17 protein-coding genes are annotated in these 22,682 nt (G+C 74.0%); 10 read left to right on the top strand and 7 right to left on the bottom strand.

Going from position 1 to position 22,682, the window contains the following annotated elements:
* Positions 1–243 precede the first annotated feature (243 nt).
* Together ACZ518_RS06820 and ACZ518_RS06815 are read left to right on the top strand one after the other, a co-directional pair.
* On the top strand, positions 244–954 hold the full coding sequence (locus ACZ518_RS06820; protein WP_469111936.1) for a cyclodityrosine synthase: 711 nt from the start codon (positions 244–246) through the stop codon (positions 952–954).
* Positions 951–2,132: a cytochrome P450 gene (locus ACZ518_RS06815; protein WP_469111935.1), complete on the top strand. Its 1,182-nt coding sequence runs from the start codon at positions 951–953 to the stop codon at positions 2,130–2,132. Before ACZ518_RS06820 ends, ACZ518_RS06815 begins: the two co-directional genes overlap by 4 nt.
* Before the next feature lie 338 nt (positions 2,133–2,470).
* Here the strand turns inward: ACZ518_RS06815 and ACZ518_RS06810 are convergent, their stop codons facing one another.
* The 3 genes from ACZ518_RS06810 to ACZ518_RS06800 all read right to left on the bottom strand — a co-directional run bounded on the left by ACZ518_RS06810 (position 2,471) and on the right by ACZ518_RS06800 (position 6,083).
* Positions 2,471–3,040 (bottom strand): hypothetical protein, encoded by a 570-nt coding sequence (locus ACZ518_RS06810; RefSeq protein WP_469111934.1) that lies wholly within the window; start codon positions 3,038–3,040, stop codon positions 2,471–2,473.
* A gap of 128 nt (positions 3,041–3,168) precedes the next feature.
* A complete protein-coding gene (locus ACZ518_RS06805) occupies positions 3,169–3,768 on the bottom strand; it encodes a CAP domain-containing protein (RefSeq protein ID WP_469111933.1) in 600 nt (199 codons plus the stop codon).
* A gap of 149 nt (positions 3,769–3,917) precedes the next feature.
* Complete coding sequence (locus ACZ518_RS06800) at positions 3,918–6,083, bottom strand: FUSC family protein (protein ID WP_469111932.1); 2,166 nt, start codon at positions 6,081–6,083, stop codon at positions 3,918–3,920.
* Between the two features lie 294 nt (positions 6,084–6,377).
* Between ACZ518_RS06800 and ACZ518_RS06795 the strand changes: the two genes are divergently transcribed.
* The 7 genes from ACZ518_RS06795 (at position 6,378) to ACZ518_RS06765 (ending at position 13,899) form a co-directional block, all read left to right on the top strand.
* Positions 6,378–6,959 (top strand): NADPH-dependent FMN reductase, encoded by a 582-nt coding sequence (locus ACZ518_RS06795; RefSeq protein WP_469111931.1) that lies wholly within the window; start codon positions 6,378–6,380, stop codon positions 6,957–6,959.
* Positions 6,959–7,570 carry a serine O-acetyltransferase EpsC gene (epsC, locus tag ACZ518_RS06790; RefSeq protein WP_469111930.1) on the top strand — a complete coding sequence of 204 codons (612 nt, stop codon included), beginning with the start codon at positions 6,959–6,961 and terminating at the stop codon, positions 7,568–7,570. The genes ACZ518_RS06795 and epsC overlap by 1 nt, the downstream gene beginning before the upstream one ends.
* A gap of 169 nt (positions 7,571–7,739) precedes the next feature.
* Positions 7,740–8,768, top strand: coding sequence for a PLP-dependent cysteine synthase family protein (locus tag ACZ518_RS06785; protein ID WP_469111929.1), 1,029 nt, complete (start codon positions 7,740–7,742; stop codon positions 8,766–8,768).
* A gap of 40 nt (positions 8,769–8,808) precedes the next feature.
* Entirely contained in the window at positions 8,809–10,125 is a 1,317-nt protein-coding gene (locus ACZ518_RS06780) for an MFS transporter (RefSeq protein ID WP_469111928.1), read from the top strand.
* Positions 10,122–11,360, top strand: a complete 1,239-nt coding sequence (locus ACZ518_RS06775; protein WP_469111927.1) for an ATP-grasp domain-containing protein — start codon at positions 10,122–10,124, stop codon at positions 11,358–11,360. The genes ACZ518_RS06780 and ACZ518_RS06775 overlap by 4 nt, the downstream gene beginning before the upstream one ends.
* The gene (locus tag ACZ518_RS06770; protein ID WP_469111926.1) at positions 11,357–12,649 is read left to right on the top strand and encodes an ATP-grasp domain-containing protein; all 1,293 of its coding nucleotides are present in this window, start codon (positions 11,357–11,359) and stop codon (positions 12,647–12,649) included. Before ACZ518_RS06775 ends, ACZ518_RS06770 begins: the two co-directional genes overlap by 4 nt.
* The gene (locus tag ACZ518_RS06765) at positions 12,646–13,899 is read left to right on the top strand and encodes an ATP-grasp domain-containing protein (protein ID WP_469111925.1); all 1,254 of its coding nucleotides are present in this window, start codon (positions 12,646–12,648) and stop codon (positions 13,897–13,899) included. The genes ACZ518_RS06770 and ACZ518_RS06765 overlap by 4 nt, the downstream gene beginning before the upstream one ends.
* 83 nt (positions 13,900–13,982) lie before the next feature.
* Here ACZ518_RS06765 and ACZ518_RS06760 read toward each other — a convergent pair whose 3' ends face one another.
* The 3 genes from ACZ518_RS06760 to ACZ518_RS06750 form a co-directional block, all read right to left on the bottom strand.
* Complete coding sequence (locus tag ACZ518_RS06760) at positions 13,983–14,699, bottom strand: hypothetical protein (protein WP_469111924.1); 717 nt, start codon at positions 14,697–14,699, stop codon at positions 13,983–13,985.
* Positions 14,700–14,976: 277 nt separating this feature from the next.
* On the bottom strand, positions 14,977–18,345 hold the full coding sequence (locus ACZ518_RS06755) for a DUF4132 domain-containing protein (RefSeq protein WP_469111923.1): 3,369 nt from the start codon (positions 18,343–18,345) through the stop codon (positions 14,977–14,979).
* Positions 18,346–18,514: 169 nt separating this feature from the next.
* Complete coding sequence (locus tag ACZ518_RS06750) at positions 18,515–18,928, bottom strand: rodlin (protein ID WP_469111922.1); 414 nt, start codon at positions 18,926–18,928, stop codon at positions 18,515–18,517.
* Between the two features lie 296 nt (positions 18,929–19,224).
* Between ACZ518_RS06750 and ACZ518_RS06745 the strand changes: the two genes are divergently transcribed.
* Positions 19,225–21,375 carry an MMPL family transporter gene (locus tag ACZ518_RS06745; RefSeq protein ID WP_469111921.1) on the top strand — a complete coding sequence of 717 codons (2,151 nt, stop codon included), beginning with the start codon at positions 19,225–19,227 and terminating at the stop codon, positions 21,373–21,375.
* Here the strand turns inward: ACZ518_RS06745 and ACZ518_RS06740 are convergent.
* Positions 21,362–22,645 (bottom strand): alkaline phosphatase family protein, encoded by a 1,284-nt coding sequence (locus tag ACZ518_RS06740; RefSeq protein WP_469111920.1) that lies wholly within the window; start codon positions 22,643–22,645, stop codon positions 21,362–21,364. The two genes, ACZ518_RS06745 and ACZ518_RS06740, sit on opposite strands and share 14 nt — an antisense overlap.
* Positions 22,646–22,682 lie beyond the last annotated feature (37 nt).

Below are 22,682 nucleotides of genomic sequence, written 5' to 3'. Positions count from 1 at the left end.
AATCTTGCCTTCGAAAGGGCTGACGCGTCAGCGGATATGGCGGAACGTCATATTACCGTCCGGATCAACGCGCTTACAGCCCGTGGCAGTTGACTGGGGCAACATACGGTTTCAGTAACCGAGACGAACTCCACGGTAATCGTCCCTGACCTCGAGTGTTCGTATAGCTTCAGTTCGTCGCCGCCGCACCCGGGACACGGGGTCCGCGCGGGGAATCGCGGCGACAGGGATGCGACCACTCCCATGACAACAGCCACTCGAACCAGTGCCTTCCGTGTCGATGCGTACACACCGCACTGCCAGGTCATCGCCGACGAGGGCGGCCACGCCGTCATCGGCATTTCCCCCGGCAACTCCTACTTCTCCGCCCAGCGTGTGCACGCTCTCGCCGAGTGGGCGCTCGACAACTTCGAGCAGGCCGACCTGATCTACACCGACCTGCACGTGGCCGAGATGTACGAGGCCATGGGCTATCCCCCCGACGAGGCCCGCCGCAAGACCGTCAAGAACCTGCGCGGCGTGCGCGCCAAGGTGACCAACGCCGTCGCCGACATCGACCCGTCGGGCAGCCGTTTGCGCGGCAGGCCGATGTCCTCACTGCGCGGGATACCCGCCTACGACGCCATGCACGCCGACCTGCTGGAACGGCTGCACACCGACCCGGCGTTCGCGCAGACCTGCAACGAACTCGTCGACATCTTCCTGTCGTCGAAGGTCCTCGGGGGCCAGCAGCCCACCGCGCACCAGCGGGCGGTCTGCCTGGACTACGTGTGCGCCGAGGCGCCGCTCTTCCTCGACACGCCCGCGATCCTCGGCGTCCCCTCGTCGCTGAACTGCTACCACCAGGCGCTGCCGATGGCGGACCTGCTCTACTCGCGCGGCGCCGGACTGCGGGCCTCCCGCAACCAGGGCCACGCCATCGTCACCCCCGCCACCGAAGGAGACCAGCTGTGACCACCCACGCGGAGCCGATCCTCGAATTCCCCTTCACGTGGGACGGAACGCACCTGCCCACCGAGGTCGACGAACTGCCCCCGGTGGTGAAGGTCCGCACCATCGCCGGAGCCGAGGCCTGGCTCGTCTCCTCGTACGAGCTCGTCAAGCAGGTCCTGGAGGACGACCGCTTCAGCCTCAAGAACACCTCCGACCCGGGTGTGCCCCGCCAGTACGCGCTGACGATCCCCCCGGAGGTCGTCAACAACATGGGCAACATCACCGGCGCCGGCCTGCGCAAGGCCGTCATGAAGGCCATCAACCCCAAGTCGCCGGGCCTCCAGCAGTGGATGGACGAGCACGCCGCCGAACTGGTCGAGCGGATGCTCCAGCACGGCGCCCCCGTCGACGTCCGCACCATGTTCACCGACCCGTTCTCCGAGGCGATGCACTGCCAGATCCTCGGCATCCCGCACGACGCGGCCCCGCTCCTCGCGGAGTCGCTGCCGATCGCCTTCATGAACAGCGCCACCGAGATCCCCGCCGCGCGCCTGAACTGGGACCGCGACATCGCCTACATGAAGGCGCGCCTCGACGACACCGAGCAGGGCCTCGTCGGCGACCTCGCCAAGCTGCGGGGCACCGAGGGGTACGAGCACGTCACCGACGAGATGTTCGCGACGGTCGGCGTCACCCTCTTCGGCGCGGGCGTCATCTCCACCGCCGGATTCCTCGCCATGGCGCTGGTCACCCTGCTCACCCACCCGGAGGAGGCCGACTACCTGGCCGACCACCCGGAGCTCATGCCCCAGGCCGTGGACGAGCTGCTGCGGATCAACCTGTCCATCGGCGACGGCCTGCCGCGCCTGGCCATGGAGGACATGACCCTGGGCGACGTCCAGGTCAAGGCCGGCGAGCTGGTGCTCGTCCTGCCCGAGGGCGCGAACTTCGACCCCTCCGTCTTCCCGGACCCGCACCGCCTCGACTTCACCCGCGCCAACTCCTCCGCCCACTTCTCCTTCGGCGGCGGCTCCCACTACTGCCCCGCCACCGCCCTCGGCAAGAAGCACGCCGAGACCGCCCTGCTCGCCCTCCTCAAGGCCATGCCCCGCATGCGGCTGGCCGTGCCGGTCGAACAGCTGGTGTGGCGCACGGGCTTCATGAAGCGCCTGCCCGAGCGCCTGCCGGTGATGTGGTGACCACCACCGTCTGACCTGCCCCGCGCCGCAGGCCGGGCCCCCGCCCCCTCACGGGAGCGGGGGCCCGGCCCGTTCCACCCGGACCGGGTCGCCGACCCGGACCCGGCCCGGGCCGGCGACCGTGGCCAGTGCGTCCAGCCGCCTGCCGTGTCCCCGTGCGACGGCGCGCAGCACCAGGGGCGAGTGCGGCAGCTCCTGCTGGGCCTCGTTGGTCCGCCGACGAGCCCCCGGACGTCGGCCTCGGCCTCGTCGAGCGGCTCCCCGCCGGTGGACTTGACGGGATACCGGCAGAACCGCTCGACCGTGCCGAGCACCGTGCCGTCTTCCACGCGTCGTGATCACACGGGGCAGGGCCGGTATTCCAGGCTGAGTTCGCGGTCGACCGCGTAACTGGTGCGCATGGAAGCCTCCGTGACCTTCTGCCAGGACCCGTACTTGACGTAGAGCTGATCGGCGGTCGGCCCGAGCGGGTTGCCGTACTTGGCCTGGTTGCGCTCCTCCAGGACGCGGACCTCCTCCGGGGTCATGCCCGCGCGGGTGATCTCCTTGGCCTGGTTGCGCATGTCGACCATCTCGCGGGCGACCTCCTCGTCGGAGGCGCCGGACTCGCGCATCGCCGCCTCGGTGCGGTGCATGTCCTCCAGGAGACCGTGGTAGCGCATCCGGGTCCGCTGGGCCTCGACCTTCTCGTCCATCGGCATGACACGGATGCGGCACACCACCGGATCGGCGCTGGGACACGGGTCGTCGGCGGCCACCGGCCGGGCCAGGGGAGCGGTGATGACCGAGCCGCACGCCTCCGCCGCGGTGGCGACGGAGGCGGCGGCCGGGGCGAGCAGGGCGACCGAGGCGAGGAACGGCACGACGGCACGGCGCATGAACGCGGGGGAAGGAAGCATGCGCGCCATCCTGGGCGGGCGCGCCGCACCGGTTCACGCAGGCGCACCGCCGGCCGCCGCGGATCACTCCTACGGGGACGCGTACCCGGTGGCCGCGTCCACGTGAGCCCCGGCCCCCGTCCGCGCCCCCGCCCCCGTCACCGCTGGCAGCGGCCGAAGTCCACGACGTACGTCCCGGCTCCGGCCGAGGCCGCGCCGGCCGGGTCGGCGGCGCCGGGCTGTGCCGAGCCGCCGAACTCGCGCAGCGAGGAGTCGAGGATGATCGCGCGGTGACCCGGGCTGTTCATCCACCACTTGACGGCGGAGTTGGGGGTGCCCGAGCCGCCCCAGCCGTTGTAGGTGATCTCGGAGACGCCCCAGGACCGGGGGTTGGGGCAGTAGCCGGCGCCCATGATGCGGCTCTGCGGGGTGGAGCCGGTCCTCGGGTTGGTGTGCGAATCCTTCCAGGGCCCCCACCACTTCAGCTGCACGGCCGCGACCGCGTGCTGCCGGGCCGCCTCGGTCAGGGACGGGTTGACCGTCAGGGCGGGCAGACCGCGCTGGGTGCGCTGGGCGTTGATGAGGCACAGGACGGCGTCCCGCTCCTGGACGCCCCCGCCCGGGGGACGGGCCGCCGCCGCGGTGTCGCAGCTGACGGCCGTCGCGGACGGCGCGGCCGCCGGCACGAGCACGGCGGACAGGACGGCCGCCACGGCCAGGGAGACCGTGGTACGGGTAGGTGAAGTGCGGCTTCTCACGGGCTTCCACCTCCTGCGGACTCGGAACGCGGGTTGCGAGCGGTGTGGAGGAGCCCAGCGCTGTGGCTGCTCCCTCCAGCCTGGCACCGGGCCCCGCTGATCGCCATCCGGCCCGTGGAGCGGGGCGAGTTGCGGGGCCGCTGTCCCCCTCAGCCTTCCGGCGGCGCCTCCCGGGCCTCCCCGGCCTCACCGCCCTCACCGGTGATCCGCTCCAGGTCGGTCATCAGCGAGTCCAGCCACAACACCGCCGCGTAGTACTGCCTCGGCGCGCCCGGCGGCTCGGCCGCGAACCCGTCGAAGGCCGGGTCCCGCAGCGCGACCGGCGTCCGCGGGGTGTCGCCGCCCGGGTCGAGCCACGCCGACACCAGCAGCATCCGCCCGGCCACCCGGTCCCCCAGCCGCGTCACCGCCGCCGCCGGCTCCCGCTCCAACGGCGGTACGAGGACCCGCGCGGGCACCGCCAGCAGCCGGTCCGCGCCCCACAGGGTGTGGTGGCCGGCCAGCAGCGCGGCCTGCCAGTCCTGCCCGCCCGCCGCCGGCGCCGGCCGGGCCCCCGGCGGCCCGTGCGGCTCGCTCTGGTACTGCGCGTACGCCGACTCGGCCAGGATCAGCGAGTGCAGCAGCGACCGGTGCCCCGGTGCGCCGACCACCGGCTCCCGCACCCCGCCCGCCGCGAGCCGGGCGGTCGTCGCCACCACGATCTCCGCGGCGCCCCGCAACAGCACCGCCGCCGAGCGCCGCAGCTCGTCCTGCGCGCCCCGGGGCCAGGCCAGCAGCCCGAACACCGCGCCGATCGCACTGCCGGTCAGCACGTCCAGCAGCCGGAACTCGGCGAGCTGCCAGGTCGCGGGCGCCAGCTGGGCGAACACCAGGGCGATGACGACCGTGAACAGCGCCTGTGCCCACCCCACCCCCTTGACCGGCCCCAGCGTGAACGCGGCCAGCATCAACGGCGGCAGCGCCGCCGCGTACACGGCGGTGTCCGACCCCGCCAGCGTCAGCAGCCCCGCCGCGGCCAGCGCCCCGACCAGCGTCCCCGTCAGCGCGATCCGTACGGTCGAGCGGGTCTCGCGCACCGTCGTACGCGTCAGCGTCAGCGTCGCCAGCAGCACCCAGAACCCGTGCGGCAGGCTGTCCTCGCCGGCGATCACCCGTGCCGCCGCCAGCGCCAGACTCAGCCGCACCGCGTTCTGGAAGAACACCGACCGCCGCACCGCGTGCCCCGCCAGCCGGTGCCACCACAGCCGCGCCGTGCCCAACCGCGCGTACCAGAACCGGCCCGGCGCCGCCCGCGCCGCACCCGCCCGCCCCCGCACCGCGATCCCGGCCGCCGTCGACATCGCCAGCGCGGCGTCCGCCACCTCCAGCACCGCCGCGTGCCGCCGCAGCACCGCCGGCCCCTCCCCGCCGTCCGGGCCCGCCGCCAGGGCCGCACGGGCCCGCAGCAGCTCCGCGTGCGCGTCCCCGGCCGGCTCCCGGCCCCGCAGCAGGACGGCCGTCTCCCGAGCGGTGTCCCGTACCGCGCCCAGCACCTCCAGCCCCGCCGCTCCTCGGGCCCCCGCCACCGGCGGCAGCCCCGCCAGCCGGACCAGCAGGGTGCGGGCCGCCAGCCCGGTGTGGGCCAGCGCCCGGTCCCGCAGCCCCGGCCCGGCCGGCCGCTCCGCCTCCGGCACCCGCGAGGGCCGCAGCGCCGGCCCGGCCTCCCGCGCCCGCAGCTCCGCCGCCGCGGACAGCGCGTACGGCGGCCCCGCCAGCTCGGCCGCGCACCCCCGCGCGCACTCGGCGGCCCGCGCGGCCAGCTCCCGGTACGGGACGGCCGGCGGATCGGGCAGCACGAACGCCTCCGCCAGCACCAGCAGCGCGAGGCCCGCCGTCGCACCGGCCAGCCGCTCCCCGAGCGAGCCCGGATCGTAGGGCGGGAACGACGGCAGGATGTACATCAGCTGGAGCCCGGGCCCCGCCCCCGCCGCCCTCGGCCCGCCCACCGCGACGAACGCCAGCACGAAGCCGGCCACCAGCATCCCCAGGACCGCGCTCCAGGTCCGCACCGACAGGAACGTACCGATCGTGATCAGCACCCAGCAGGCCGGTACCAGCCGCAGCACCACCGCGGCACGCTGCCGGCCGGTACCGGGGATGTGCGACAGGCCCGCCAGCGCCACCGCGGCGAACAGCGCGTAGGTCGCCGCGACGGTCGACCCGAAGCCGTACAGGAACAGGTAGAACCCCGCGCCGCCGGCCAGCGTGACCTGCACCGAGCGCCGCCCCGCCGCCGCCCAGCCTGCCGGCAGCCTCATCCCGGGAACGCCACCCATGCCACCAGCATCACCCGCCACCGCCCGCCCGGCACGCCGCGGCCGCCCCTGGAGCCGCCCTCCGCCGGGGCACGAGTCACGGTCCAGCACCGCTTCGGATCGAGCTGACACGGTTACGACCAGGACGCGGGCCGGACCGTACCGCCAGAGCATCCCGGCGCCCGGCCGACGCGCCGACGCACCCCGGGGCCCGCGCGGCGGAGCGGCAGGGACCGGGAGCCCCGGAACGCAGGCCTGAGTCTCGACCAGTCGAAGGCCTGCCGACCGGAAGGCTGAGGAGAAGGAGTTCCACCAGTGAAGATCGTTCTGATATCCGGCAGCACCCGGCGCGACTCGGTGAACACCGCCGTACTCGCCACCGTGCGCCACATCCTCGGGAACCTGCCCGGCGAGCACGAGAGCGTGCTGCTCCCCGTCGGCGAACTGCCCTTCTACGAGGCCGAACTGGAGCGCACCGACGGCTCGGCCGCCGTCCGCGCGGCCAAGGAGCTGGTCACCGGCGCCGACGCGCTGTTCATCAGCACCCCCGCCTACAACGGCGAGATGCCCGGCGCGCTGAAGAACGCCCTGGACTGGCTGTCCCGGGCCCAGGGCGAGATGCCGAGCCCGCTCACCGGCAAGGTGGCCGCAGTGACCAGCGCCTCTCCCGGAGCGCGCGGCGGCGTCGACGCGCAGCCGGGCCTGACCTCCTTGCTCGCCCGCTGCGGCGTGCGGATCGCCGAGCACGAGCCGGTGGCCGTCGGCCGCACGGGCACCCTCGTCACCGAGGACGGCCGCTACACCGACGCGGAGGTCGTGGCCCGGCTGGAGAGCCTGACCCGGGCCCTGATCGCCGAGTTCGCCGAGGCCGGCGACCGCGTGGAGGTGCTCGTCTGATGGCTTCCCCGACCTTCGGACTCTTCCGGATCATGAAGGAGGACCTGGAGGTGGTCGTCGCCCGCGACCCCTCCATGCGCAACCGCAGGGAGGCACTGCTGCACGCGGCCCTGCCCGCGCTGTGGGCCCACCGGATCGCGCACCGGCTGCACGAGCGCGGACACCGGATGACCGCGCGGATCATCGCCTGGAAGGCCCGCCGCAGCACCTCCGTGGAGATCCACCCCGGCGCCGTGCTCGGCCGCCGGGTGTTCATCGACCACGGCGCCGCCGTGGTGATCGGCGAAACCGCCGTCGTCGGGGACGACGTGACCATCTACCACCAGGTGACGCTGGGAGCGGTCGGCTGGTGGAGCGACAACAACCGGCCCGAGGGCGACCGCAGGCATCCGGTGGTGGGCCCCCACGTCGTGCTCGGCACCAACGCGACCGTACTGGGGCCGGTCACCATCGGCGCGCACGCCGTCATCGGAGCCCAGGCACTGGTGAACAAGGACGTGCCCGCGGGCGCCCGGGTGCTCGCCGCCACCGCGGTGATCAAGCCCGTCGGCCAGCGGCCGCAGCCCATGGAGGACCTCTACGCGATGACGGCCTCGGCCGGCTCCTGGTAGCCCGGCCCCGGCCCCGGCCGCGCGGCCCCGCACCGGCCCCCGGCCCGCCCGCCGCGAACCCGCTCCACCCCGAAGAAAGTCCCCCCACACCAGGCAGCACCGGGCCGCGCCGGACCAGCTCCGCCCACCCGGCCCGCAGCCGCACGAACCGACTTGTGAGGAACCACACGTGGAAAGCCGTGAGACGCGCCGCATCGCAGACAGCATCGCCGACCTGGTCGGCTCGACGCCGCTGATCCGCCTCCGCTTCGACGACTCGGCCCCGGGCGCCGAGGTGCTGGCCAAGCTGGAAGCCGCCAACCCGATGTCCACCAGCAAGGACCGGGCGGCCCTCTACATGCTGCGCGCAGCCGAGGAACGCGGCGACCTGATGCCCGGCAACGGAACCGTCATCGAGGCCACCTCGGGCAACACCGGCATCTCCCTGGCCGCCCTCTCCGCGGCCCGCGGATACCGCTGCGTCATCGTGCTGCCCGACAGCGCCACCGCCGAACGCGTCGCCCTGCTCAAGGCGCTGGGCGCCGAGGTCGTGCAGACCCCGCGCGACGCCGGCTACCCCGGCGCGATCGCCAAGGCCGAGGAGCTGCACGCGGCGACCCCCGGGTCCTGGTTCGCCTGCCAGCACGAGAACGCCGACAACGTACGCGCCCACTACGAGACCACCGGCCCCGAGATCTGGGCCGACACCGCGGGCCGGATCGACGTACTGGTCTGCGGCGTCGGCACCGGCGGCACCCTCACCGGCACGGCGAAGTACCTCAAGGAGCAGGACCCGCGGATCCGCGTCGTCGCGGTCGAGCCGGAGAACTCCCCGGTCCTCACCCAGGGCGAGGGCGGCCTGCACCGGATCCCGGGCCTCAACGGCGGCTTCGTCGCCCCCACCACCGACGTCTCGCTGATCGACAACGTCGTGACGGTCTCGGACGAGGACGCCATGGCCGGCGCCCGCGCGCTCGCCCGCCAGCAGGGCATCTTCGTCGGCGTCTCCTCCGGCGCCGCCGCCCACGCCTGCGCCCGGCTGGCCGCGCACCCGGACTACATCGGCGCCTCGATCGTCACCGTCCTGCCCGACACCGGCGAGCGCTACCTCAGCCTGTGGAGCGAGGCCCCCGCGCCCGCCGCCCGGCCCGCCCGGCAGCCCGCCCCGGCTCCGGCTCCGGCCCCCGCCCCGGCCCAGGTACTCGCCACGAAGTCCTGACGCCCGCCGCCCGTCCCCCCACTCCTCGAAGGAACCCGGCGTGAATTTCCGTCAGCTCCATCCGAACATCAAGCTGCGGCTCGGCATCGGATTCGTCCAGCGGATGCTCGGCATCATGCTGATGCCGTTGATGGTCATCCACCTCGCCACGCTGTACGGCGCGGCCGCGGCCGGCGTGCTGACCATGGCCGTGGCCGCCGCGGGCATCGCCAGCAACTTCGTGGGGGGCCACCTCGCCGACGTCCACGGCCGCAAGCCGCTGATGGTCGCCGGCGAGGCGGGGGCGGCGCTCACCTTCGCACTGCTCGCCCTGGCCAACTCGCCCTGGTGGCAGTCCGGAGCGGCCACCTTCGTGCTCTTCCTCCTCAACACCTGTCTCGCCAGCGCGGCCACCCCCGCCGCCGAGGCGATGATGATCGACGTCTCCACCCCCGAGAACCGGCAGCTCGTCTACACGGTCAACTACTGGTCGATCAACATGGCGTTCACCACCGGCGCCCTGATCGGCGGCTTCTTCTACGGGGACCACTTCGCCCTCCTGCTGGCCGGCGCGGCCGTACTGTCCCTGGCCACCGCGCTGGTCACCTGGTGGCGGATCGCCGAAAGCGCCCCGGAATCCGCCGAGGGCCGGGCGTCCGGCGTCCCCGCCATGCTCCGCGGCTACCTCGCCGTCTCCCGGGACCGGGTGTTCCTCAGGCTGGTGGGCGCCGCGGTCCTCACCCGTGCCATCGAGGTCCAGATCGGCTACTACATCGCCGTCCGCCTCGCCGACGACTTCCCCGAGCAGGCACTGGCCGGCCTGGAACGCTGGTTCCCCTCCGTGGACGGGGTCGCCATGCTCGGCATCCTGCGGGCCGTCAACACCGTCCTGGTCGTCGGCTTCGCCCTCTTCACCGGCAGCATGTTCCGCAGGCTGTCCGACCGGACCCGCCTCTACGCGGGCATCGCCGTCTTCACCGCCGGCCACATGGTCCTGGCCGTGAGCAACAGCGGCTGGGTCCTGATCGCCGCCGCCGTCGTGTTCACCCTCGGGGAGATCGCGAACGTACCCGTCAAGCAGGCCATCCTCGCCGACCTGGTGGATCCGGCCGCCCGCACCAAGTACCTCGCCGCCTACGGCCTGGTACCCCGCATCGGCCTGCTCATCGGCGCGGTGTGCGTGACCGTCGGCGCCTTCCTCTCCCCGGCCGGCATGAGCGTCCTCTACGGCGCCTTCGGCCTCGGCGCCATCCTCGTCTACCGCTCCCTGCTGCCGCTGCGCGCGTCCCGCCGCACCGCCGCGGAGCACGAACCCGCGGCCGCGCCGCCGGCCGCCGCGCCGGCGGCCGTGCCGGCCCAGAACGGAGCCACGTCATGACCCCGCCCCACGAGCCCGGCCGCATCCTGATGGTGATGCCGTACGAGCAGCTCGTACGCAAGGCCGTCGAAGCCGGCTTCCAGGTCTGGTCGGTCTGGGACCCCGCGCTGCGGACGCCCGAATACCTCGACAAGGTCGCCGCCCACTCCCGGGAACTGGCCCTGGTCGACTTCGGGGACGAGGCGGCCCTGCGCGCCCTCGTCGCCGAGCTGGCCCGCAAGCACGACGTCCAGTACGTCCTGCACCTGGGCAGCGAGGCCACCATGGCCCCCGTGCTCGCCGAAGCCGAGGCCCTCGGCCTGTCACCGAACACCGCCGAATCCGTACGGCTGCTCAACGACAAGCACGCGATGCGCGCCCTGCTCAACGCCCACGGGGTCTCCGCCGTCCGCGCCCGCCGGGCCGAGACCCTCGGCGAAGTCGAGCCGCTGCTCACCGAGTTCGGACTGCCGGCCGTGGTCAAGCCCACCAACACGGCCGGCAGCCGCGGGATCGCCCTGGTCCGCACCGCCGCCGACCTCGGCGAATGGACCGAGCGGGTCAAGGCGGGCGGCTTCGAGGGCCCCTTCATCATCGAGGACTACCTCGAAGGCCCCGAGTTCAGCGTCGAGACCCTCACCGCGGGCGGCACCCACCACGTCGTCGGGATCACCGCCAAGCAGACCACCGGAGCACCCGGCTTCGTCGAGACCGGCCACGTCCACCCGGCCCCCCTCGACCCCGCCGACGCCGCCGCGATCCGCGACACCGTCACCGCCCTCCTCGACCTCGCCGGCTACGCCTTCGGTCCCGCCCACACCGAGGTCATCCTCACCCCCGCCGGGCCGCGCGTCGTCGAGTCCCAGGCACGCCTCGGCGGCGACCGGATCCCGCTGCTCGTGGAGGTCGCCACCGGCTACGACATCGAGGCCGCCATCTTCCGGGCCCTGGCCGGCGAGGACGTCACCGCCCCCGCACCCCACCGGTACGCCGCCATCGGCTTCTTCCAGCTCCCCGCCGGACGCCTGGAGACCGTCGACGGCCTCGGCGAACTGCGCGCCCGGGCCCACGTCCACGGCGTGCACTTCCCGTACGGCCCGGGCGACGTCCTGCCCCGCACCACCGACTCCGGCACCCGCCACGGTTACGCCGTCGTCGACGCGCCGACCCCCGCCGAGGCCGCCGACCGCATCGCCGAGGCCCGCACCGCCCTGCGCACCACGACCACCGAGACCCCGAAGGAAGCACTGCGATGACCGCCCCGACCGCGCGCGCCGCGGACCGTACCCTGCTGCTCGTAGGCGCCACGGACCAACACCTCGAACGAGCCAAGGCGCTGGGCGTCCGCGTGGTGCTCCTCCAGCACCCCGACAAGATCAACGCCTACCAGACCGGGCTGGCCGACGTCCTGCTGATGGTCGACTACACCGACTGGGACACCGTACGGCCGCTCGCCGAGGCCTCCCGCGAGGTGTGGGGCTTCGACACGGTCGCCTCCCTCACCGAGGCCGGACTCGACATGGCCGCACGCCTCAACGCCCACTTCGGCTTCCCCGGCACCGGCCCCGAGGCGAGCCGCCGCATGCGCAACAAGTTCCTGATGCGGCAGCACCTCACGGAACGGGGCAAGCTGTCGATCCACTGGGACCGGGTCACCGACCGCACCTCCCTCGACGCCTTCGCCGCCCGCGCGGGCTACCCCTTCATCATCAAGCCCACCGACGCCACCGCGAGCTTCGGCCTGATCCGCGTCTCCGGCCCCGGGGAACTGGACGCCACCTGGGAGCGGATCGAGGAGCTGCGCGGCCGGCGCTCCGACCGCGGCTCGACCCTCTACACCGTCAGCGAGTTCCTGATGGAGTCCTACCTCGACGGGCCCGAGTTCAGCGTGGAGGCCTTCAGCTTCGCCGGCCGCCACGTGGTGATCGCCGTGACCGAGAAGCTCGTCGACGACACCCACTTCGCGGAACTCGGCCACGCCCTCCCCGCCCGCCTGGCACCGGACGCGCACGCCCGGGTCACGGCCGCCGTCGAGGACTTCCTCGACACGATGGGCGTCACCGACGGGCCCAGCCACACCGAGCTGCGCCTGGGCTCCCGGGGGCCCGTCGTCATCGAGTCCCACAACCGGGTCGGCGGCGGCCACATCAACGAACTGGTCGAGGCGGTCTACGGCATCGACCTCCTCGGCTACGGCGTCGCCTGGCCGCTCGGCCTGGTCGAGGCGCTCCCGGAGCCCCCGAAGGCCCGGGCCGGCGCCTGCACCCGCTTCGTCCTCCGCGACCCCGGCACGGTCACGGCCGTCTCCGGAGTGGCGGAGGTCGCCGCCCGCCCCGACGTGCTCGCCGTGGAGGTCTCCGTGGCGCCCGGCGACCCGGTGCGCCCGCTGCGGGACAACTGGGACCGGCTCGGCTTCGCCGCCGTCAGAGCGGCCGACACCGACGCCGCCATCGCCCTGTGCGAGCGGCTGACCGGGCAGATCCGCATCGACGTGACCCCGGCCGAGGCGCCGGCGGACGCCCGGGACCTGGAGGTGGCCGCGTGACCGCCCTCGTACTGCACCGGTTCCCGCTCGACCCGTTCCCCTACGACCGCTGGCTCGCGGAACTCGACGGCGGCGTGGTGCTGATCGCCGCCCGCGACCGGATCGAGGGCGCCCGCGAACAGGTGCCGGCCGGCGACGGCGGCTACCGCCGGCTGGTGGTGCTCGACGACTTCGAGGACGAGGAACTCCTCGACCGCACCGCCCTCGAACTGGCCGAGGAGTACCGGGTCACCCATGTCATCGCCACCCACGAGGCGGACCTGATGCGGGCGGCCCGGCTGCGGGAGAAGTTCGGCCTGCCCGGGCAGCTGCCCGAGGAGGTCCTGCCCTTCCGGGACAAGGCCCTGATGAAGCGGCGGCTGGAGGCGGCCGGCATCGAGGTCGCCCCCCACGCCCTGCCCGCCACGGCCGACGACGCGCGGGACTTCGCGGACGACCACGGACTGCCGCTGGTCTTCAAGGCCCGCGACGGCTTCGGCTCCATCGGGCTGCGGATCGTACGGACTCCGGAGGAGCTGGAGGAGTACCTGGCCGGGGCCTTCGCGCCCGGCGCGGCGCCCCGCGAGGACCTGCTGGCCGAGGCGTACGTCCCGGGCCGGATGTGCCACGTCGACGGAGTCGTCGTCGGCGGCCGCACGGTGATGGCCTGGCCGTCCCAGTACCAGTACGAGCTGTGCTCCTTCCAGGCCGACCCCGGCGCCCGGGTGGACCTGACCCTGGACCCCTCGGACCCGCTGACCCCGCGTCTGCTGGAGCTGGCGGACACCGCGCTCGGGGCCCTCGGCGGGCCGGCGGACTACGCCTTCCACGCCGAGGTCTTCCACACCCCCGACGACCGCCTCGTCGTCTGCGAGGTCGCCTCCCGCCCTGCCGGCGCGCGGATCCGGGAGGTACTGGACGCCGTGTTCGAGGTGCACCCGGTGGAGCTGGCGACGCGGGCCCAGACGGGACTGCGGCTGCCCGCCCTGGCCAGGCTCGCGGACGGCGCCCGCCTGGAGCCGGTCCGCATGGCCGGCCAGGTCCTGATGATGAAGCGGCCCGGCACCGTGCGCGGCATCCCGGTCACCCCGGAGGAGCCCTGGGTGCAGTACTACGGGGTCTTCGCGGAACCGGGCGAGGTCCTCGCGGAGGCGGCCCTCTCCTCGGACTTCCTCGCGGCGGCGGTGCTGTCGGCGCCGACCCGGCAGCAGTGCGAGCGGCGGCTGCGGGCCCTGGGCGCCCGGTTCGAGGCGGAGATCGTGATCGACTGACCGGCGCACCGTCGGGCGGTCGGCCCGTCGGCCCGTCGGCCCGTCGGCCCGTCGGCCCGTCGGCCCGTCGGCCCGTCGGCCCGTCAGTCCGTCGACCCAGAGAGGAAGTCCCGCACCCGCCGGTGCTGCGCCTGGGGGATGCCGGCCGGGACCGTGCCGGAGTACGTGGCGATCACCCCGCCGGTACGGACGACCGTGACGGGCACCGTCTGCTGCATGGCGATGCCCGGTACGGTCCAGTCGAAGGCGACCGCGTCGTCCCCGACGGCCGGTGCGCGCCGCTCGGCGACCACGACGCGGGCGTCCTGGTCACCGTAGTTCAGGGTGTACACCAGGAACCCGCGGCACCGCGGCACGGCCTTCCCGAGGGACTCCAGCACCGCCGAGGCCTCCTCGACGGTGTGGCTCGACAGCGCCACGGAGTGCAGCTTCGTGAAGTCGGTGTTCCCGTGCCCGCCCGAGGGGCCGCTGCGGGGCGACACATCGGCCACGACCCTGGCCGCCGGCCTGTGCTGGCCCCCGTGGTTGAGCTCGAAGTCGACCAGCGGACGGCACTCCTCGGGCTGCCCGGGAGCGAGTCGGCTGAGCGGGGCGGCGGGCGCGGCGGCCGGCCCGCGGGCCGTGGCGACGTAGCCCCGAAGGTCCCTCCCGGAGGGCAGCACCGACAACAGCTCGGCCTCGGTCAGCGGCTGCGCGCGTGGCGGGCCCGGGCGTGTCACGGGCCCGCAGGCGGTGGTGACGGTCCCACAGGCCAGCAGGGCGGCGACCACCACCGCGACGCGCGTGAGGCGCGGCACCATCGGGAACCTCCTTCATCGGCGACGAGCCCATTGTCGACCAGCGGGCAGGCGCGTTGACCTGCGGGACTGCGCTATAGTTGACCTCGTACTCGCCGCCGCGGAACGCGGGGGAGGGGACATGCGTTGGTGGTCCAAGGAAAGACACCCCACTTCCCGTGGGGGAATGCAGGTGCAAGGCCTGCCCAGCGCTCAGACAAGGCCCCGGCCTCCTCACGGAGACCGGGGCCTTCTGTCATGCCTCCGCGGCGCCCGCCCCCGGAGGGGCGGGCGCCGTCGTTCACGAGGTCAGCTCCGTCAGGTCGGCCAGCACCTCGGAGACCAGGACCGGGTCGATGTCGGCGAACGTCAGCGGGTACGTACGGGACCGCCAGTAGTCGCAGGGCGTCGTGTCGAGCCAGACGGTCTCCAGCGTCTGGTCCGGGAACTCGCCGATCAGCCCGACCGCGATGCCCTCTTCGAGACCGATCACCAGATGGCGCTCCGGGCCCAGCCGGCGGGAGAACCAGCGCTCCACGCCCGCGTCCTGCGGTTCGCCCCGCTCCCAACCGCGCTTCTGCAGCGCGAGCAGCCTGCTCACCGAAACCGTGACGCCCTCGAAGCGGGTGAGCCGCTCGCCGCCCGCCTCCTCCTCGGTCACGGCCATCACCGGCCGGCCGAGCTGCGGGAACGGCTGGACGATCCCCTCGCCGGCGAACACCCCGGACCAAGCCGCCGCCCCGTCCGCGAGGTGCAGCGGATGGGGCAGGCTGACGACCGCCCCGTCCGCGACCTCCACCACCCCGCCCGACACGTCCGCGTACGCACGGTCCCCGGTGACGCGGAACGCGGTCACCGACTCCCCGTCCCGCACCAGCCAGACGAGCCGCCGCACCAGGTGCCACACCAGCGGGTGGGCGACGAACAGCTGCCGGAACTCGGCGCCCGTCCAGGACCGGCCGTCCACCATCGCGGCCTCCAGCCGCCGCACCTGGTCCGGGACGACCGCCCGTACGTCCTTCTTCAGCGCGGCGAACCGCCTGCGCTCGGCGGGCGCGAGCTCCGCGTCGTCACGGACACCGGGCTTGGGCAGGTCCTTCAGCCGCCGGCCGCCCTCGTCCAGCACGTAGGGCTTGAACCGGTCGTCGAAGCCGACCGTGAACCGGCGCGCACCGAAGTCGAGCACCGTGCCGCCGTCCGCGTCCAGCCCGAGGTCCGGCACCAGACGGTCCGACAGCTCCTGCGCGGTCAGCCCCAGTTCCGCCGCGACGGCGGTGATCTTCTCCTGGGCGCGCAGCTTCAGCGCCTTGAACTTCACCCGCTGCGCGATCCCGTGCAGGCTCAGCAGGGCCAGGTCGCTGCCGATGGACGCGAGGACCTCCAGCCCGTCGACCGCGCGCTGGTGCGCGCCCTCGCCCGGCCAGGCCCGGATCACCGGGGTCAGCGCGCGCACGGTCCCGTCGTCCCCGAACCGGCCCAGCGCGTGCAGGGCCCAGGTCTCCTTGGGCGGCATGCCCGCGAGGTGCCACTGCGTGAACAGGTCCCACACGAAGGCCGTCAGGGACTCCCGCGTGCACAGCTCCCGCACCTGCTCCAGCCCCGGGTACTCCGAGGAGGGCGTGGTCAGCGCGAGCATGGTGATGACGTGCTCCACGGCGGAGGCGGGCAGTGCCCCGCCCGACTTCAGCAGGATCTGCGGCAGCGCCGGCACGGTGGCCCAGGGCGCCGGCTTGGGAACCCTCGCCGGGAGCGCGGCGACCAGCGGGTCGGTGCCCAGCAGCGCTTCGAGGGCACCGGCCGCCTCCGGCCCGTACGCCGCCGCGGCCTCCCGCACCGCGTCCGCGCCGTGCGCCGACGCGATCACCGACAGGGCCCGCTCGGCGGCGGTCCGCTCCGGCCCGGCCGGTCCCAGCGCGTCGGGGACCAGCAGCCGGGCGGCACCCGCTCCGTGCCGGACGAACCAGGTCCGGGCCGTCTCGCCCGCGGCCTTGAGCCGCACCAGCCAGTCCGCCATCAGCCGGGCCACGTCCGCGTCGAGGAAGGGCCGCAGGATCGGCCCCATCGTCGCCGGGCCGGCGGCCGCCATGCGCAGGGCCACCGGGAGCGCCGCCTCCTCGTGCCGGGCCACGAGCGGCTTGAACACCGCCAGCCCCTCCTGCGAGTGGGCGGGGCCGTGCCATCCGGGGAGCAGCGGCCGGACCTCGTCGAGCGGGCCGTGGACGAACACCCCGACCGCGTTCCAGGCGTGCACCCGACCGGCCCGCAGCTGCTTGACGAGCTGCTCCATCGGAGCGTAGGGCTGCCATCCCGTCAGCCAGGACTCGGCCCCCGCCCAGGACTCCCGCTCGCCCGGCTGCCAGACCACGGCCGTGACCGGTTCGGCCACCAGCCCGCCGACCACGCGCGGCTTCACGGCCTTGCGCCGGCCCGTCCAGGGCGGGCTGGCCAGCAGCGGCGGCAGCGAATCGGCCGGGACCTCCGCGACCAGTTCCCGGTGCACGAGCGGCTCGACGGCCCCGGCGAGCGGCTCCGCCAGGTCCGGCAGCGCGGCGAGCGCCCGCTCCCGGTGCGCGGCGACGTGGGCCCTCAGCAGCAGCCCGGCCGTCGTCGCGGCCCGGCCCTGCCCGAGCGAGGCCCCGGCCAGCATGCGCAGCGCGCGCACCGGGTGGCGCTGCGCCGCGGCGACCAGGGCGGCACGGACGTACTTGTTCTCGACGCGGTCGAGGAGGAGACCGAAGGCCTCGTCCGTGGGCAGCTCGGCGAGAGCGCCCGCCAGTCTCCTGATGTCGTCGGTGTCGGCGTTCTCCCGGTCGAGGTCGGCGGCCAGCCAAGGGGCCATGGCCACGCCGACGCCCTCGGCCACGGTGGCGATGACCTCCGGGTTCCAGCCGTGCCAGCTCAGGTCCACCCGGTCGCCGAACAGGGCGGCCTGCCGCACGGATCCCAGGGAGCACACCAGCAGCTCCCGCACGGGGCGCTCGTGGTGCTCGCGCGTGGCGGGGTCCGCGCAGCAGTCGTCCACCCACCCCTGTTCCGTGGGCACCAGGAAGGAGGTCGCCACACGCCGGCGGGGGCTGTCCCGGTGGCGGGCCAGCACCTCCACGGCGTCCCGGTAGGTTTCCTCGTCGGCCGCGGCGAGCAGTGCGCGCACCCGGCGAAGGACGGGGAGGGCGCCGTGCCGCCTCCAGCCGTTGCCGTCGTCCTCGGGACGGAGCCCGATGCCCTCGACGACGCTCCGGCTCCGCTGCACGACCCACTGGGTGCGCAGCTCCAGCGCCTCGACGGCGGCGCGGGCCGCGAAGGGCAGGCCGTACTCGCCGGCCCAGGCGTCCGCGACCGTCGCGGCCGCACCCGCCCGCGGCGGCAGCGCCTCCGCCAGCACGGCGGCGCCCAAGGGGCTCGGGCTCCCCGCCCGATGGGCGCGGGCCGCCCGTACCGGCTCGGGCTCGCTCTTCGGGGCGTCGAGCGCCCGCCCGACCGTCTCGGCATCGGCTTCGAGCCACTCGCGCAGCTTCCCCGGTGCTTCCACGTCGGCCGGCGGGACGTCCGCAGCGACCCCGCCGCGTCTCGGGTACAGATTCCGCTTCCAGGCCTCGGGCAGGACGAAAACGTCCTCACCCCCTGGTACGGCGGCCGCCCCGGGCCCGTCGACGTGCTCCCCGCGCCCCATGACGCCCTCCCCTTGTCCGAACGGCCGATTGATCGAACAGTAGAGGGAGCCACTGACAACCGGCCGGGGAGGGCAGCCGGGGGGAGCGGCCGGGGGAACGCCGAGGGGCCGGCCGTGGGCGTTCGTGCGGACGCCCACGGCCGGCCCGCTCAGCGGCGGCGGCCGGTGCTCAGCTGCCCGCGGAAAGGTTGCCGGAGAGGACCGGGATGTTGCTCAGGATGTGGGAGAGCGGCTCGTCGCCCTTGGCCTGGGTGGAGTTCTCGGTGCACTGCTGGTTCTGCGGGTTGGACAGGACGTTGATGTCCTGGACGCCGATGTTCGCGATCAGGGCCAGGATCGACTGCGCGTTGACCTTGACCGGCAGGCCGATGCAGGGCTTGTTCAGGGTGCCCTGGATCACACCGAGCTGCGGGCTCATGTCACCGGTGGTCTTCTGGTTGCCGTAGATCTGCTGGGCGCCGTTGCCGTTGACGGTGTTGATCCCGTTGTCGTTGCCGATGGCCATGGCCGGAGCGGCGACGGCGGCACCCGCGCCGACGGCGGCGGCGGTGGCTGCTGCGGTGACCATCATCTTCTTCAGCATTCGAGAACTTTCCTTCGCTGTAGCCGAAACGAGCCCCGGATCGGGGAGTTCGTGCTGGTAACGGGAGCGCGGCCGCGGACGTGGCGGTGCGTCACCCGAATGGCAGAACACCTGCCCCCGGCCCCCCGTCCCCAGGACGCCGACCGGGTGCCGGGCGCCGCGACACCGCCACACCGGCCGCCGGCCGTCGTTGGCAGGGAAGCCCCCTCACCCCGCACCCCCCTCCCTCCCCACGTGCGACCCCGACCGGACCCGCCCATGACCTCCGTCCCCGCCCACCCACCCGAAGGCCGCCGATGCGCCCCCTGAGCACGGTGCCCGCCCGGCTCGCCCTGATCTGCGTACGCCGCCACGTGCGGGTCCTCCTGCTGTGGCTGCTGCTCCTCGCCGCCGGAGCCGGCGCCGCGGGACCGGTGATGGACGGGCTGGACCGGCGCCCCTGGAGCGTGGCCGCGCACGAATCCGTGCGGGGCAACCGGCTGCTGGACGGCGTCCGCCCCTACGGGGGCCAGATCGACGCGGTGGTGTCCGGCCCGCCGGTGACCGATCCCGGCCTCCGGCGGGAACTGGCCGCCGCCCGCCGGGACCTGGCCGCGACCCCCGGCGTACAGGCCGTCACCCCCCTCACCGAAGGGGCGTACGCCGCCGACCGCCGGGCCGCGCTGCTCGCCGTACGGCTGGACCGGGACCTGGCCGGGGAGGACCGCCGGCGCTGCGAGCGGGCCGTCGAGGCCCGGCTGCGCGCGGTGCGGCGGAGCCTGCCCGGCGCGACGGTGACGCTCGGCGGCAGCGAACGGGCACGCGCCGAGGTGGCGCGGCGGACCGTGGCCGACACCCGGCGCGCCGAACTGATCACCCTGCCCGTCACCCTGGTGGTGGTGTACCTCCTGTTCGGCGGCCTCGTCGCGGCCGCCGTGCCGCTGCTCGCCGCCGTCGGCACGGTCGGCACCGGCATGCTCTGGCTGCTGCTGCTGTCGCGCTGGTACGACCTCACCTCCCCGGTGCTGTCCACGACCACGATGGTGGGCCTGGGCCTCGCCGTGGACTACTCCCTGCTCACCGTCGGACGCTTCCGCGAGGAGCTGGCCGCGGGCCACGACGTCCCGGAGGCGGTGGTGCGGACCATGGGCAGCGCGGGCCGCTCGGTCCTGTTCGCCGCGCTGGTCATCGCCGCCGCCCTGAGCGGACTGGCCGCCTTCCCCAGCGACTTCTACGCCTCCGTCGGCCTGGCCGCGGCGGGTACCGTCCTGCTGTCGCTCGCCGCCGCCGTCACCCTGACCCCCGCGCTGCTGGCGGCGTGCGGGAAGCGGATCGGGGCACGCGCGGCCCGGGAGACCGACGCGGGCGCCTTCGCCGCGCTGGCCCGCTGGACCCGCCGCCGGGCACCGGCCGTCGCCGTCGGCGTGGGGGTCCTGCTGCTCGCCGCCGCCGCGCCCTTCCTGCGGGTCCACCTCGTCAGCCCGGTCGGCGAACTGCAACTGCCCCCGGGAACCGAGGCCCGGCGCTTCGCCGACCTGGTCGCCGAGCGGTTCCCCCAGCACCGGCCCGACGCCGTCGTCGTCGTGGCGCGCACCGGAGCGGCCCGCCTGACCGCCTGGGCGGAGCGCTTCGAGGACGCCCCGCAGGTGCAGCGGGTCGAACCCGCCGGCGCCGCCGGCCCGGGGGTCGCCGTCGTCCGCCTCGTCCCGGTGCCCGACGCGGACGCGGCCACCGCCACCGGCCTGGTCGGACGGCTCCGGGCGGACCGCCCGGCGGACTTCCCCGTGTGGGTGACCGGACGGGCCGCGCTCGACGCCGACTTCAGGGCCGAGGTCGTCGAGCACGCGCCGCGCGCCGCCGCCCTGATCGCCCTGACCAGCTACGTCCTGCTGCTGGCGATGACCGGCTCGGTGCTGCTGCCGCTCAAGGCCATCGTGATGAACACCCTCTCCCTCGGTGCCTCCTTCGGTGCGCTGGTCCTGGTGTTCCAGGACGGCTGGTGCGCCGGGATCCTGGGCGTCCACACCCTGGGCGGCCTGGGCTACTGGCTGCCGGTCGTCGTGTTCGCCCTGGCCTTCGGCCTGTCCATGGACTACGAGGTGTTCCTGCTCTCCCGCATCCAGGAGCTGTACCGGGCCGGCGTCGGCAACGACCTCGCCGTGGAGGCGGGCGTACAGCGCTCCGCCCGCATCATCAGCTCTTCGGCGCTGCTGATGTGCATCGTCTTCACCGGCTTCGCGACGGGGGAGGTGCTGGTGATGAAACAGCTCGCGACCGCCCTGACCCTCGTCGTCGTGGTCGACGCCACCCTCGTCCGCTGCCTCCTCGTCCCCGCCACGATGACCCTCCTCGGCCGCGCCAACTGGTGGTCCCCCCGGCCCTTCCGCCCCCCGGACCGCCGCCCGGCGCCCCCCGCGCCCGGTCCGCGGACCGGCCGCCACACGGACGCCCCCGTCAGAACCAGTTGACGGTGAGCGGGAACGCGGCGGTGACGGTGGTGCCCGCGGCGTCGGTCGCGGTCGCGGTGACCTGGACCGTGCCGCTGCCCCACGGCTTCCCGCTGATCCGTCCGGTGCCCGCGTCGACGCTCAGCCCCCACGGCAGGCCGGTGGCCGCGTACCGGACCGGGGCCCTGCCGCCCGTGGCGCTGAGCTGGACGGTGCAGGACTGGTTGAACTTGCAGGTCTGCGGGCCGGGGTTGGCCAGCACCAGCCCGCCCTGCGTCGGGGTCGGCGTCGGGGTGGGGGTGGGTGTCGGGGTCGGGGTCGGCGTGGGTGTCGGGGTGGGTGTCGGGGTGGGCGTGGGGGTGGGGGTGGGGGTCGTGGAGGCGGTGAACACCTCCGTGATCGGCTGGACGTTGGCGGCGTTGCCCGCGTGCGTGGCCGTGCCGAAGAGGTCCTCGAAGGTCCGCAGCAGATGGTGGTGGTTGAACGCCGTGGAGTACGTGCCCGTCTTCACGTCCGCCCCGTAGAACACGGTGGCGATCTGGTTCGACCCCAGGTAGTTGTCCTCGTCCCAGGTCAGCACCAGCAGACTGTTGTTGGCCTTCGCCCACTGCGCGTAGGCGTCGATGTTGTTCTTCGTCCAGGTGTCACCCGTGCCGACCGAGCACGAGTGCATGTCGTTGCACTGGTTGGGCACCACGAAGGAGAGGTCCGGCAGGGCCGAGAAGTCGTTCTGCGGGAACTGTGCCCACGTCTTGCCGGTGTTCAGTGGGACGTTCTTGAAGGCGAACCACGGGTTGTGCTTCTGCGCGTACTGGCCGCTGGTGCAGGCCGTTGACCCCTCCGACGGCAGGTCCTCGTTGTAGCTGGCGAAGGTCTTGCCGGCCGCGATCAGCTCCTGGCCGAGGTTCGCGGCCGTCATGGACTGCGGGGTGTAGCAGCCGTCCCCGGTGATGCCCTGGGTGGAGCCGGAGAAGAGGTTGAAGTAGTTCGGCTGGCTCGGGTGGGTCAGCGCCTTCATCCCGGTCAGGCTCGCGCCGCCGCCGGCCAGCTGGTTGATGTACGGGGCGTTGCCGCTCCCGATGATCTCCCCGAACTGCTTGTTCTCGTACACGACGACCACCACGTGGTCGTACGACGGCAGTCCGGCGGCTGCCGCCGACCGTGCCGGGGGACCGCTCTCGGCCGCCTCGGAGTTCGCGACGGTGACGGCGCCCAGCAGGCCGAGCGCGCTGAACGCGGCCAGCGCCGCCACGGTGACGGGACGCCTGGATCGCGGTGGGGGAAGGGGCATGGGGTGTTCCTCCTCGTTCACGGAGTTCGGTGGGTTC

It is taken from the genome of Streptomyces sp. NPDC033966, from assembly GCF_055575955.1.
Note: the sequence above shows the minus strand (reverse complement) of the source record. Positions and strands in the feature narration are given on the sequence as shown.

Bases quoted from the DNA above. Each gene is read 5' to 3' on its own strand.
- ACZ518_RS06820 (WP_469111936.1), top strand. From the start codon at position 244: ATGACAACAGCCACTCGAACCAGTGCCTTCCGTGTCGATGCGTACACA.
- ACZ518_RS06810 (WP_469111934.1), bottom strand. From the start codon at position 3,040: ATGGCGCGCATGCTTCCTTCCCCCGCGTTCATGCGCCGTGCCGTCGTG.
- ACZ518_RS06800 (WP_469111932.1), bottom strand. From the start codon at position 6,083: ATGGGTGGCGTTCCCGGGATGAGGCTGCCGGCAGGCTGGGCGGCGGCG.
- epsC (WP_469111930.1), top strand. From the start codon at position 6,959: ATGGCTTCCCCGACCTTCGGACTCTTCCGGATCATGAAGGAGGACCTG.
- ACZ518_RS06775 (WP_469111927.1), top strand. From the start codon at position 10,122: ATGACCCCGCCCCACGAGCCCGGCCGCATCCTGATGGTGATGCCGTAC.
- ACZ518_RS06770 (WP_469111926.1), top strand. From the start codon at position 11,357: ATGACCGCCCCGACCGCGCGCGCCGCGGACCGTACCCTGCTGCTCGTA.
- ACZ518_RS06760 (WP_469111924.1), bottom strand. From the start codon at position 14,699: ATGGTGCCGCGCCTCACGCGCGTCGCGGTGGTGGTCGCCGCCCTGCTG.
- ACZ518_RS06755 (WP_469111923.1), bottom strand. From the start codon at position 18,345: ATGGGGCGCGGGGAGCACGTCGACGGGCCCGGGGCGGCCGCCGTACCA.
- ACZ518_RS06750 (WP_469111922.1), bottom strand. From the start codon at position 18,928: ATGCTGAAGAAGATGATGGTCACCGCAGCAGCCACCGCCGCCGCCGTC.
- ACZ518_RS06745 (WP_469111921.1), top strand. From the start codon at position 19,225: ATGCGCCCCCTGAGCACGGTGCCCGCCCGGCTCGCCCTGATCTGCGTA.
- ACZ518_RS06740 (WP_469111920.1), bottom strand. From the start codon at position 22,645: ATGCCCCTTCCCCCACCGCGATCCAGGCGTCCCGTCACCGTGGCGGCG.